Source organism: Roseateles sp. P5_E11 (assembly GCF_054049355.1).
The window spans coordinates 1-11,972 of sequence record NZ_JBFUMO010000138.1 but is presented as its reverse complement, the minus strand read 5'-3'; the positions used below and the strand labels follow the sequence as shown (position 1 = coordinate 11,972).

15 protein-coding genes are annotated in these 11,972 nt (G+C 63.8%); 7 read left to right on the top strand and 8 right to left on the bottom strand.

Features of this window, described 5'->3' with window-relative positions; all coding sequences use genetic code 11:
• Positions 1-340: 340 nt before the first annotated feature.
• The 4 genes from ACXJKR_RS12655 to ACXJKR_RS12640 all read left to right on the top strand — a co-directional run bounded on the left by ACXJKR_RS12655 (position 341) and on the right by ACXJKR_RS12640 (position 3,651).
• Positions 341-463 carry a hypothetical protein gene (locus ACXJKR_RS12655; protein WP_457323136.1) on the top strand — a complete coding sequence of 41 codons (123 nt, stop codon included), beginning with the start codon at positions 341-343 and terminating at the stop codon, positions 461-463.
• A 262-nt stretch (positions 464-725) separates the two neighbouring features.
• Complete coding sequence (locus ACXJKR_RS12650) at positions 726-1,634, top strand: PEP-CTERM sorting domain-containing protein (protein WP_457323135.1); 909 nt, start codon at positions 726-728, stop codon at positions 1,632-1,634.
• A gap of 318 nt (positions 1,635-1,952) precedes the next feature.
• A complete protein-coding gene (locus tag ACXJKR_RS12645) occupies positions 1,953-3,209 on the top strand; it encodes a putative Na+/H+ antiporter (protein ID WP_457323134.1) in 1,257 nt (418 codons plus the stop codon).
• Positions 3,210-3,258: 49 nt separating this feature from the next.
• The gene (locus tag ACXJKR_RS12640) at positions 3,259-3,651 is read left to right on the top strand and encodes a YybH family protein (protein ID WP_457323133.1); all 393 of its coding nucleotides are present in this window, start codon (positions 3,259-3,261) and stop codon (positions 3,649-3,651) included.
• A 125-nt stretch (positions 3,652-3,776) separates the two neighbouring features.
• On the opposite strand, the gene ACXJKR_RS12635 is transcribed toward ACXJKR_RS12640, so the two are convergent.
• The 4 genes from ACXJKR_RS12635 to pal all read right to left on the bottom strand — a co-directional run bounded on the left by ACXJKR_RS12635 (position 3,777) and on the right by pal (position 7,272).
• Complete coding sequence (locus tag ACXJKR_RS12635) at positions 3,777-4,289, bottom strand: MarR family winged helix-turn-helix transcriptional regulator (RefSeq protein ID WP_457323132.1); 513 nt, start codon at positions 4,287-4,289, stop codon at positions 3,777-3,779.
• Between the two features lie 7 nt (positions 4,290-4,296).
• A complete protein-coding gene (locus ACXJKR_RS12630) occupies positions 4,297-5,436 on the bottom strand; it encodes a YbdK family carboxylate-amine ligase (RefSeq protein ID WP_457323131.1) in 1,140 nt (379 codons plus the stop codon).
• Complete coding sequence (locus ACXJKR_RS12625; RefSeq protein WP_457323130.1) at positions 5,436-6,623, bottom strand: cation:proton antiporter; 1,188 nt, start codon at positions 6,621-6,623, stop codon at positions 5,436-5,438. Before ACXJKR_RS12625 ends, ACXJKR_RS12630 begins: the two co-directional genes overlap by 1 nt.
• 97 nt (positions 6,624-6,720) lie before the next feature.
• Positions 6,721-7,272 (bottom strand): peptidoglycan-associated lipoprotein Pal, encoded by a 552-nt coding sequence (gene pal, locus ACXJKR_RS12620; RefSeq protein ID WP_457323129.1) that lies wholly within the window; start codon positions 7,270-7,272, stop codon positions 6,721-6,723.
• 90 nt (positions 7,273-7,362) lie between these two features.
• On the opposite strand from pal, the gene ACXJKR_RS12615 reads away from it, so the two are divergent.
• Positions 7,363-8,748 (top strand): chloride channel protein, encoded by a 1,386-nt coding sequence (locus tag ACXJKR_RS12615; RefSeq protein ID WP_457323128.1) that lies wholly within the window; start codon positions 7,363-7,365, stop codon positions 8,746-8,748.
• Positions 8,749-8,811: 63 nt separating this feature from the next.
• Here the strand turns inward: ACXJKR_RS12615 and ACXJKR_RS12610 are convergent, their stop codons facing one another.
• The 4 genes from ACXJKR_RS12610 to ACXJKR_RS12595 are packed head-to-tail and all read right to left on the bottom strand — an operon-like array spanning position 8,812 to position 10,627.
• A complete protein-coding gene (locus ACXJKR_RS12610; protein ID WP_457323127.1) occupies positions 8,812-9,087 on the bottom strand; it encodes a DUF5985 family protein in 276 nt (91 codons plus the stop codon).
• Entirely contained in the window at positions 9,084-9,344 is a 261-nt protein-coding gene (locus ACXJKR_RS12605) for a DUF5985 family protein (protein ID WP_457323126.1), read from the bottom strand. Before ACXJKR_RS12605 ends, ACXJKR_RS12610 begins: the two co-directional genes overlap by 4 nt.
• A 1-nt stretch (position 9,345) precedes the next feature.
• Positions 9,346-9,750 carry a hypothetical protein gene (locus ACXJKR_RS12600; protein ID WP_457323125.1) on the bottom strand — a complete coding sequence of 135 codons (405 nt, stop codon included), beginning with the start codon at positions 9,748-9,750 and terminating at the stop codon, positions 9,346-9,348.
• A 34-nt stretch (positions 9,751-9,784) separates the two neighbouring features.
• The gene (locus tag ACXJKR_RS12595; RefSeq protein WP_457323124.1) at positions 9,785-10,627 is read right to left on the bottom strand and encodes a DUF3014 domain-containing protein; all 843 of its coding nucleotides are present in this window, start codon (positions 10,625-10,627) and stop codon (positions 9,785-9,787) included.
• A 121-nt stretch (positions 10,628-10,748) separates the two neighbouring features.
• Between ACXJKR_RS12595 and ACXJKR_RS12590 the strand changes: the two genes are divergently transcribed.
• Together ACXJKR_RS12590 and ACXJKR_RS12585 are read left to right on the top strand one after the other, a co-directional pair.
• On the top strand, positions 10,749-11,468 hold the full coding sequence (locus ACXJKR_RS12590) for a MauE/DoxX family redox-associated membrane protein (protein ID WP_457323123.1): 720 nt from the start codon (positions 10,749-10,751) through the stop codon (positions 11,466-11,468).
• 94 nt (positions 11,469-11,562) lie between these two features.
• On the top strand, positions 11,563-11,901 hold the full coding sequence (locus ACXJKR_RS12585) for a hypothetical protein (protein WP_457323122.1): 339 nt from the start codon (positions 11,563-11,565) through the stop codon (positions 11,899-11,901).
• Positions 11,902-11,972: the final 71 nt, after the last annotated feature.

The following is an 11,972-nucleotide window of genomic DNA, read 5'->3' as shown; positions in this document are numbered from 1 at the left end:
GTGCGGGTCTGCTTCGCCTGCGCGCGCTTCGTCGCCCAGCTCAACTTGATGCGACGCGCGACTCGTGCCTGGCGCAAGCACAGCGAGACTGGAGATGACGAGGCGATCATCGAGTAGGAGCACGCTGCGGCGCATAAGCCCGTAGTTGCTGTTAGCTCAACTTGCGCCGGCCCCATGGGGGCCGTGTGCTTCACGCGCTGGTTCCAGTAGGCATTGAGTACGCGCCAAGAAGCGGGTGCGGACCTGATGCCGACCTCAGCGTGAGCGCGACCCTACCCGACACCGGTCCGCCGCAGCCAGCCCGCCACCGAGGTCCTCCAACTCAGCGCAGGAGCTGTGGATGCAGGTGCAGAAGCTTTGGTTGCTGCTCGGCGGAGCGAGCCGCCTCGGCGGTCCTCGGCCGCTCGACGCCAAAGCTAACGACGTAGAAGGTGCACGTTATGCACTTCTCGTCGAAGGCTGACGACAGAGCGGCAGCCTGCCCCGCGTAGTCGCGAGGGGCGCGGGCGCCTTACATGCACGTGCGTCACCGGTTCAAGGGGCATCTCGCCAAGTAAGGACTAGGCCCGTCGGCGGACCAAACCAAGCGCCTTCACGCTCCATCCGAGGCGATTGCGTATCCCCAAGTAGCGACACGTGCGTTTCCCGGAATCGCTCTACCCGCCGTTGCGTGGCCGAGTCGGCGAGGTCTGCAACCGCTCGGACTTGCCCGGCGCAGTGGCGCGTTGGTCCACGTTGCTGCCCTGCTTGCCCTGAACTCCAGTCTCCAACTCAGAAAGAAAGAAGCCATGATTCGATTCCGGAAATCCGCCCTTGCCCTGCTGGCGGCCGCAGCAACCGCCGCCATGGTGGCCCCGGCCTACGCTGGCCCGGTGTCGACCCTGTACCTCACCAATGTGTCATCCAAGAGCCTGTACACGGTTCAGGGTGACGCAGTCACTGGTTCGGCGCCCACCTACTGCAACCATTGTGAACAGCCCATCGCCGTGTATGGCGACGTTCGCACCATGGGCAATGGCAGTGRCTTTGGCGGCCGCTACAACCTCGATCTGACGCAAACCGGCACGACCTATGTGCAGTCGACCAGCGTGGGCCTCGTCGATGGTGCCACCGACGGCCGGCGCAACTATGCCGTCGCAGCCGGCTTTGGCGGCAACCCCTCGGGCGTCTACTCCTTCGACCGTGAATGGGGCGACCCGACCTTGCTGTTTCTGCTGGACGACGGTGCCCGGGCCTCGGGCATCACCTACGACCCGACCAACAACACGCTTTGGCTGCAGGCCACCCTGAACACGCCGAGTGGCGCCGCAGGCGAGCTGCGGAACTATCAGATGGATGGCCGGCTGATGACTTCCCTCAGCGATTTGGTGGGTGGTGCATTGGCGATGGACTACGCTGACAACACGTTGTGGGTGGTTCGGGGGCCGACGCAGTATTTCGACCAGTACAGCCGCAGCGGCATGCTGCTGCAAACCACGTCCTATGCAGGCCTAGTCGGCAAGAACGGCACCGGCGCCGAATTCGATCTGGCTGCGGCGGCGACCACAGTGCCCGAACCGGGCAGCCTAGTCATGGCCCTTACCTCGCTGGCGGGGTTGGGCATGGTCAGCCGCAGACGCCGGAGTCGGTCCTGAAGTTCCGAGCCGGCCAATCGCCACGACGCAGGTTGAAGCGCCAAGTCATAGCCTTGTGCAATGCGATTGATGAAGCTATCAACTCGCGCCAGCCGGCGGTCCACCCCGGGTGATGGCGGTGCGGTAGGACGCTAAGCCTGGCGTTGTGCAGGCGCTCTCCTGGATCGAGCGCTGGGCCGATGCCGCCAGGTAACGGGACCCGTGGCGCGGCCTGGTGCCGTGGCTACACTCACGTCTGGGTGCTGGGCCGAACCGCGGACCAGCAGGTTGTTTGCGATGGTCGGGCCGCCTCGCGGATCAACCGCGACCATGCCCTCGATGTCTGACGACGCCGTCCAGTACACCGCCCTTGCTCTGTTCGTGCTCGCCCTGGCACATACGTTCGCAGCCAAGCAGTTCGAACGCCTTTCCCACCGCTTCCCAAGGCACGCAGGCCTGTTCCATCTCCTCGGTGAGGTGGAGGTGGTGTTCGGATTCTGGGCCATCGTCCTGATTGTCGCGATGGGCGTGATGCAAGGTGGCAGTCAAGCACTCACCTATGCGGAATCGCGCAACTACACCGAGCCGCTGTTCGTCTTCGTGGTGATGGTGGTGGCTGCTTCCCGGCCGGTGCTGCGCACCATCATTTGGGCGGTCGACGGCATCACCCGGGTCTTGCCGCTGCCCACGCCGCTGACCAGCGCCTGGCTGGGCCTGGCTGCCGTGCCGCTGCTGGGCTCGCTCATCACCGAGCCCGCGGCCATGACCATTGCCGCGCTGATGCTTGCCCCGCAGGTCTTCCGTCCCGAGGTGCCCGAGCGCCTGAAATACCTGTCCCTGGGCGTGCTGTTCGTCAATGTATCGATCGGCGGCACGCTCACCTCCTACGCCGCGCCGCCGGTGCTGATGGTTGCGAGCACCTGGCAGTGGGACAGCGCCTTCATGTTCACGCATTTCGGCTGGAAGGCGGCGGTGGCCGTGGTCACCAACACCACCATCGTGACGTTCGTGCTTCGCAAGCATCTGCTCGCCGCGCCGGTCGATGCGGCGCCAGCGGAAGCTGTCGTTCCTTTGCTGGTGGTGTTGGTGCATCTCGCGTTGCTTGCTGGTGTCGTCCTGCTCGCCCACCATCCAGTTGCGTTTCTGGGCCTCTTCCTGATGTTCCTCGGCTTCACGCAGGCCTATGAACGGCATCAAAGCCCGCTGATCCTCAAGGAGGCGCTGCTGGTGGCCTTCTTCCTGGCAGGCTTGGTTGTGCTTGGCGGTCTTCAGGGCTGGTGGTTGCAACCCATCGTCTCGGCGCTGGAACCAGTGGCCCTGTTCTTCGGCGCGCTTGGACTGACCGGCATCACCGACAACGCGGCGCTGACCTATCTCGGCTCCCTCATTACCAGCATCTCGGAGGACGCGAAGTACATGCTGGTGGCCGGCGCCGTAGCCGGCGGGGGACTGACGGTGATCGCTAACGCGCCGAACCCGGCCGGCGTCGCACTGCTAAAGCGGGGATTCGAGGATGAATCCATTGGCGCTGGTGGGTTACTCCTGGGGGCGCTCGGCCCGACTGTTCTGGCGGCTGCCGCCTTTTTGCTGTTCTGAGGCTAGGCRCGGTCTCCCTGCTGCTTCTTCTGCAATGGAAGGATGTGAAATGAAGCAATCAGACGAGCAACTGATTCGAGACTTGGTATCGACGTGGGTGTCGGCCACATGCGATGGCGACGCCAACGGAGTTCTTGGCGTCTTGGCTAGCGGCGCCGTATTGCTGACGCCCGGAAAGGCGCCAATGACAAGAACTGATTTCGCCAAGGCCGCCGAAGCGAAAGCCGGGAAGCTGCCCAAAGTTGCCGTGGAGCGCGAGATCCTCGAAATAGAAGTGTTGGGCGATTGGGCGTTCATGCGAACTCGCATGACTGCAACGGTTCCTTCGACCGATGGGTCGCCTCCCACCTCACGAGACGGCCACACGCTGACGATCCTGCGCAAAGAAGGCGGCGCCTGGAAGGTAGCCCGTGACGCAAATCTAGTTGGCCGGGTGAACTAGCGACAGCCATCACGGCGTTGGCCTTGGACCCTTGAACATCAACCGCACCTATGCTCGCAGACACTCAGTCGGCGCCTGCCCAGGGAGGAAGAACAGGGGGCCAAATCCCAGCGGAATATTGCAAGCTACATGTCGCCCAACGGGATCCCGCCGGCCTTCTCGTCGGCGTTGAGGACCACGATCAGCTTGGCCAKGTCTTTCTTGAGGCGGCGCAATGTGGGGGCGTCGAGTGAGTGCAGAGCGCCTGGTAGAACGCCAGCAAAGGGGCCGGGCACCTTGCGAAGAGCCTTGGTTCCGTCTGGCAGCAAGTAAAGCTGTACGGCTCTTCGATCAAGGCTCTCCTTGCGTGTGCCCACCAGCCCCTTTTCGATGAGCACCTTCACCAGATTGCTGGCGGTGGACTGATGGATATCCATCGCACGTGCCAGATCGCTGACACCTACGCCGGGTCGCTCCTGAACGATGCTCAACGCCCAAGCCTGCGCCCCGCCCAGCCCCGACTTCTTCTCGACCTGCTGAAAGTGCGTCTTGACCGTGCTCAGCACCTGCCGGAACTGCCTCAGCACTTGCGCTGCGTCATCGTTCTGATGGGCTTCGCCCTCGGACTGAAGGGGGCTGGAGGGTTGTCGGCTGGCCATGCGCAAATCATAAGGACAGCTCGGGCGGCATCTGGGCTCTAAAGCGCGCAAGCGCAGCGTCGACCATGCCCTCAGGGCTGCCCCGGTCTGCATGCTGCTGGCGCAGATAGCTCGCGTCGCTGCCCTCGTGCGTGGCCTCGTACAAATGGTCGAGCGCAGCGCGGCTCCCCAGCCGGTCAGCATGTGGCTCCAGGTGTCGCAGCGTCGCGAGAATGTCCTCGCGCAGCGACAGCGTCTCATAACCCTTGGGGTGCACGATGGTGCCATCCAGCCCGAAACGGCAGGCCTGGAAGCGGTTGTAGTTGTAGACCAGGTAGTCGTCTTCCACGGGCGGCGGCTCGCTGCGCTCCAGCAGATGGGCGCACAGTGCCTGCAGATAGCAGGCGAGCGCGGCAGCCCGCTCCACGGTCAGTGGCGTGTCGCAGACCCGCAGCTCGATGGTGCCGAACTCCGGCTTGGGGCGGATGTCCCAGTAGAAGTCCTTCATGCTCTTGACGATGCCTGTGCGCTCCATGTGGACGAAGTAGCCATGCTCGAAACCGCGCCAGTCCAGCACGAACGGCGCGCGGCCGCTCAACGGGAAAGCGAACACGGAGTTCAGCCGCGCCGAGTTGAACAGCGTGTCCTTGCCCTGCACGAACGGCGACGAAGCCGACAGCGCGATGAAGTGGGGCACGTAGCGGTTCAGCGAATGCAGCAGGAACATCGCATCGTCGCCGGACGTGCAGCCCACGTGAACGTGTTGCCCGAAGATGGTGAACTGCTTGGCCAGGTAGCCGTACAGGGCAGAGACCTCCTTGAAGCGGGGCTTGGAGTAGATCTTGCGCTGGCTCCACTGCTGGAAGGGGTGTGTCCCGCCTCCGCACACGCCGACGTTGAGGGTGTCGCCGGCGCGCACCAGCGCATCGCGGATGTCGCGCAACTGGGACAGCAAGCCCGTGTGCGAGGTTTGGATGTCTGTGGAGATCTCGATCATGCTTTCGGTGATCTCAGGCACCACGTTGCCAGGGAACTTGGCGCGGCCCAGCAGGTCGAGCATGTCCGGGCTCGCGTCGATCAGGTCGAAGTCGCTCAAGGACACCAGCTGCAGCTCGAGCTCGACCCCAAGGGTCAAGGCGGCCGACTTGGTAAAGGCTTCCAGGGCCATCAGTGCTCCGCAGATTCGGGGGTTTCGCGGGCCCAGATCAGCGCCCGCTGCGTCACGATGGGCCCCGCCAACTCGAGCAGCAACGTTGCTGCTGCCAGGGGGGCGAGTTGATCGATGAGGTCGACCCCGAGGTAGCGGGCCTGCTCCAGCAACAGGATCACGAAGACGGAGATCGGCGTCATGGCCATCCCCGTCAACATGCCCTTGCGCACCGAGATGCCGCTCCACCGGGCTAGCAGCGTGACGCCGATCACCTTGGCAAAGGCCCGCACGGCGATCAATCCCAGCCCGAGTCCAAGTCCGCTGACGACACGGTGCCACTCCAGCGTGCTGGCGACGAACATGAACAGCACCACGGTCAGCAAGTCCCCGAGCGCCCCGAAGTTGCGCTGCGTGGCGCTGAAGGTGACGCGCCGGTGGCGAGCCATCAGGCCAAACGTGAGCGTTGCCAGCACGGKCGAGAGCTTGAACGCGTGCGCGACTGCCACCAGCAACATGACCGAGATCGCGAACGCAACCGTCGCATCGCGGCTGAGGTTGCCGAGCCGACGAAGCAACGCCGGCACCGTGGCGCCGAAGATCGCTCCAAGCGCCACGGAGGCAGCAAGCAGCACAACGCTGTTCAGCGCTGCCTGCACCAGGCTGCCTGAACTCTGGAAAGTCCAGACACCCACGACCACCTTGAAGGTGAACACCGCCAGCACACAGTTCAGGCCGGTCAGGTGGATCAGCCGTTCCGTGACCTGGCCCGAGCTGCGCTGCTCGTTGATCACGCGCATGACTGCGGCCGGCGAGGTGGACATGGCCAGCGAAGCCAGCAGCAGCGACGTGAGCGTGGGCAACCCGCAGAGCCATGCCAGCAGCATCACGTAGGCAAAGGTCAGGCCCGACTCCAGCAGGCCGCTCGCCGCCAGCCACGGGTTGTGCCGCAGCCAGTTGAGGTTGATGCGATACCCGAACTCAAACAGGATCAGGCCGAAGGCGATGTTGGCGAGCAGCATCATCGTGCCGCCCGTCGTCGCCGTCAGCAACCCGGCCTGCGCTGGCCCCAGCGCGAACCCGACTACGCCGTACAGACTGATGCGGGGCAGCCCGGTCCATCGGTGCCCCAGCTCGCCGACGACCCACGCCAACGCGACGGCGATGGGCCAACCCAACTCCTGCAGCGCAGTCAGTCCGTAGAGCATCTGAACCCGCGAAAAAAGAGGGCACCTCACCGGTGCCCAAGCCAGTTTTCCCGCCTGCGCTCACGCGGTCGGCGGGCTCTTGGACCGTCGTTATCTGCTACTTGGTCGCGAAGGGGTACACGACGTCGGCGCGTCGGTTCTGCGCCCAAGCCCATTCATCGTGCCCCGTTGCGCGAGGTTTTTCCTCGCCGAGGCTCACCGCCTCCACTTGCGAATCACGAACGCCGAACACCATCAGCGCCGCCTTGACCACTTCTGCGCGACGCTGGCCCAACGCAAGGTTGTACTCCCTGCTGCCCCGTTCGTCCGTATTGCCCTCAATCCTGATTTGCAGCGTTGGCATGCGGGCGAGATAGCTGCCATGAGTCTCGATCAGACGCTTGTCCTGGTCCCTCAAAGCGGAGCCGTCGTACTCGAAATAGACGCTTCGATCCCGATACAGGACGTTGTTCGGATCCAGGTGGGCTGCGAGAACAGGCCGCATGGGCGCAGCAGGAGCCGGGGCGCTTGCAGCGTTCGGCGCGGGCGCTGCCGTCGTCGGCGCCGTGTATGCCACGTTCTTCGGCGGCTCGACGAGCTTGGTACTGCTACAGGCCGCCAAGATCAGGGGAAAGGCGCACATCAGTGCGCGCGATGCGAAGGTTTTCATCTGATGTCAGCCGGGGGTGCCGGCCCGTAAATTTGGCAACGCAAGCGTAACATATACATTTGTACAAATGTTGTGTGACACGATCGCCCCATGACACCGCCAAGACATCAGCAACCGAAGCAACCCGATGTTGTTGCATCGATTCGCGACGACTTCTCGGACTGGCGCCAATGGCTGGGACGGTTCGTCGTCCTGCTCTTCGCAGTCCTGGCTGGGCTGTCAGTGGTGGGCTTCACGTGGCTGTGCGAACGTGCGTTGGGTAGCTTTGCGGCTATACGGGCGGTTCATGGGTGGTTGCCCTTCATCTGGACGCCTCTTTGCCTCGGCATTCTGGTTTGGCTGACCCAGCGATTCGCGCCTGGCGCCGCAGGCTCGGGCATCCCCCAGGTGATGGCCGCGCTTGAACCAACGGTGGACGAGCAAGGCCGCAGCATCTTCGTGTCGCTGCGCCTCAGCGCGGCAAAGGTAATCCTCACCGCGGGCGGGCTGATGGCGGGGCTCGCCAGCGGGCGGGAGGGGCCTTCGGTGCAGATTGCCGCCGGCGTGATGCATCACGCTCGCCGCTGGTTGCCCAAAGGATCTCCCGTGTCCGATCACGGCTTGCTGATCGCCGGTGGTGCGGCCGGTATCGCAGCCGCGTTCAACGCGCCCTTGGCCGGCGTCATGTTCGCGATTGAAGAGCTTAGCCGGCGCATCGAGCAGCGCAACAGTGGCTTGATCATTGCCGCCATCGTGCTGGCCGGCCTCATGGCAGTGTCGGCCTTCGGTAACTCGACCTACTTCGGCGTAATTCACGTGCCGCCGCTGGAGCCGGGATTCCTGTTCCCCGCGCTGCTGGTGACCTTGGCCAGCGGCGCCTTGGGTGGCTTGTTCTCGCGACTTCTGCATGCCTCTCTGGTCGGCGCGCCAGATCGGCTCAGCCGCTGGCGGAAGGGACATCCCGTGGCGTTCGCGACGGCATGCGGGCTGGCTATCGCGCTGATCGGCTGGGTGAGCGGCGGCGCCAGCTTCGGCAGCGGCTATGAGTACACACGTCGGCTGCTGGAAGGGCACACCGACATGCCGCTGCTGTACGTCACCCTGCGTTTCGCGGCCACGTGGCTGGCTGTTTGGTCCGGGGTGCCAGGCGGCATCTTCGCGCCTTCGCTGGCCATTGGCGCAGGAATTGGCAACGACGTGGCCCTGTTAACGGGCTGGGCGGACAGTTCGTCCGCGTTGATCGCACTGGGCATGGCAGCCTTCCTGGCCGCAGTGACCCAGGCGCCGCTCACGGCTTTCATCATCGTCATGGAGATGGTGGACGGCCACGCGATGGTGCTCAGTCTGATGGCGGCCGCGCTCGGCGCCAAGCTGGTCGCCCGCTGGATCAGCCAGCCGCTGTACGGTACTTTGATGCTGGCGCAACTGGCGCGTCTACACCCGCTCGCGCCCCAGCCTCAGCCGGCCGGCTCCAGTGAGGACTCCCGCGCTTCCTGACCCGCCCCGTCGTCTTCTGGGTCCGCGCTGGCGACGTGCTCGTGCCTTGAGGCTTTGGATGCGTTACTTGCCGCGCGGCCGGTTCTTGTCCCAGATGGCCAGCAGGATGAGCCCATACGACAAGAGGCGCACGCCGTAGTGCGATGCGCTGTCTTCGTTCCATGACGCGGTCAGTGCCATGTGGACCCTGTTGGCTGCCTCGATGAAGAACGACAGCATGAAGAACAGGAAGAACCTGTCCCGGGTGCTGCGCCAGTAGCGCAGGAAGAACAAGCCCGCGACAAAGGTCAGCGCGGCGATGCCGCCAAGCAGGAACGAATTCAGTGCTTCGGTACTCACTGATCACCCTCAAGGACGAGACCCGCGACCAGCAGCGCCATCGCCACCAGCGCCGTGACCAGCCGCCACGACGACAGATCGATGTGGGCGAACAACGTCTTATCGAGCACCAGCAGGACGTTGTTCGCCGTCAGCCCGACGAAACACAGACCGCTCCACAGCAGGATCCGGAACCCATTCCTGGCATGGCTGCGCAACAGCAGGAATGCGCAGGTCAGCGCGGTCAAGGCGCACAGGCCGTAAATCAGCTTGTCCACGTCAGGTGTCCTTTCGCCACTTGAAGGCGTCCGCAAAACGCATCGCGGTCTTCTGGGTCGCGTTGTGAATGAGGTTGGTCACGCCCATTAGATTCTCGCGGTAGGCCTGCTCCAGCCTAGCCACCGAGTCAACCAGCATCTCGTCGGGGGCGTACCAGTAGTGCTCGTCCTCGCACGCGAGGATGCGTGCTTTGCAAAGGGCCTGCAGCAGTTCAGCGACCGCACGATCCTGCAGATAGAGCGCCCGTGCCACTTCGGCGACCGTACGGCGCAACGAAGGCTCGCGATGGAAAAGCAGCATCGCTTCGAGGTGCGGCACGGAAGGCACGCTGGTCAGCACAAAGCGTGTGACGTCGTCGGGAATATTGCGAGACTGGTTCACGCAGCGCCCGGCAAAGAGAAGCAAATATCCGACCGAATGTACTTCGTTCGCGCCAGCATCACTGGGCCTGCCCGGAGGCGGCCAGCAGACCTTTCCTCAGGTGCACAAGGCGCATCTTCATCCGGCGCTCGTTGACGGGTCCCAATCGCAGCAGCCATTTCTGGCCCGCCGACAACGACTCAAGCGCGGGGTCTGCAAACTGGTACAGAACCCATGGCCGCGGTGGTCGCACGGAAGGGTCGAACGCTGGAAGCTTGACCTCGAGCGGACCGTCAGGTACCGGCGTATCGAGCAGATGGTCAATGATGGCCAAAAGTCGGTCGTTGAACCGTCCCTTGGGATATCCCAAGTCGACGTAGGCGTCTTGCAGCATGGGGTACATGCGGCGATACAACTCCGCCAACTGGGCGGCATCGACGGTCTCGACAAGTAGCAGCAATGGCGCATATCGCAGCCCATTGTCCGGATCGATGTAGGTGTGGCCGGCCTGCTGGCGCACGGTGAAGCGGCCAAGCGTTGGATTGACGGGCCACAGGCGTGCTGACACCTGCTCGCGATCCATGTTGTCGACCGTGGCAACCACCCGATGCGCGAAATCGTCGACCTGGAGCTGGCTGGCAACCGCCTTGCGGCCGAGCAGGTCGATCAATGCATCTGCTAAGCCCGTGAGCTGCAGCGGATCGGCTGGTGAGGGCTCGGGAACCGAGGCCGCCGCCGCAGGTGCAAGCGAGACGGAAGCTGCAGGCGCCGGAGCAGACGCAGACGCCGCCGAACTCGCTGACGCAGGAGCCGGCGCCAAACCGCCCCGGAACTCCTGCCGCTGCTGGCGCACGTACCAAGCGCCGGCCAGGACTGCCGCAGTGAGCGCTGCAAGTGCGGCGGCTTTCGACGTGGTGAGCATGGGCGCGATGGCGCTGAAACTACATTGGTACAAATGTACCATCGCGCAGAGAATATTCACCGTGCGAAGGACCATGAGGATGACAAGCCAGACGCAACGTGCGGTGCTATACCGAATGGTGATGCCCGAACACGTCTGCCCGTTCGGCCTCAAATCACTGGACCTCTTGAGGCGCCACGGCTACGAGGTGGAGGACCACCACCTGTCGAGCCATGCTGAAACCGAGGCCTTCAAAAAGCTGCACGGCGTACAGACGACGCCGCAGACTTTCATTGATGGCCGGCGCATTGGTGGGCATGACGCCCTGCGGGCCTTTTTCGGTGATCCGGTGAAAGGCGAGGGTGACGTGAGCTACGCACCGATCGTCGCGTTGTTCAGCATGGCCGCAGTGATGGCACTTGCGGCAGGTTGGGACGAAAGAAACGGCGTCTTGATCGTGCAAGCCGTGGAGCGCTTCGTCGCCATTTCGATGTGCCTGCTCGCGCTTCAGAAACTGCGGGACGTCGAGAGCTTTTCCACCATGTTCCTCAACTACGACCTGCTCGCCAGGCGTTGGGTTCGCTACGCCTACATCTACCCATTTGCAGAGGGGCTGGCTGGTGCGCTGATGCTTGCAGGCGTAGGCCCCTGGCTCTCCGCCCCGTTGGCCCTGTTCATCGGCACCGTCGGGGCGGCCTCTGTCTTCAAAGCGGTCTATGTTGACAAGCGCGAACTCAAGTGCGCTTGCGTCGGTGGCGATAGCCAAGTGCCCCTTGGATTCGTGTCGATGACAGAGAACCTGATGATGGTTGCCATGGCGTGCTGGATGGGGTCGAAGGCTTTTATAGTCGGCGCGCTTTAGGTGGACCTGCCCCGGAACCCGTGGCGGCGGTCGAGTAAACCTGGCACCGCCACTAATAATGCACCGCCGCTGACCGTCACGACCGGAGGGCGCCATGGCACAGAACGGCGAAGCACTGCAGGCCTACAAGATCCAACGGGCCTTGCTGCAACAAATGCTCCAGGAAGAGCGAGAAGCATTCTTCGCCATCATTGCTGCCCATCGGCGCGCCGCTCAGGGCGAAGGCACAGGCCCGACGGAGCAGATGACCGCTGAGCGCGAGCGATTGATGCGCTTGGCCGGCCGGGTCCAGCACGAGATCGATTTGCTGGCAGTACTGGGGCTGAGCACGGGGCACGCCCGCTGTGCGGCTCGGCGCCAGGAGTGCAGTCAGACCGACGACATCAGGCGCGGACTCCCCACTTCGATGAAGCAGCGTTCGAAGTTGGCGTGAGTGCGGATGCGCCCAGCCAGCTCGTCGTCGAATCGCGTGACGAGCTCGATCGCTTCAGCCAAGGCCTCGCG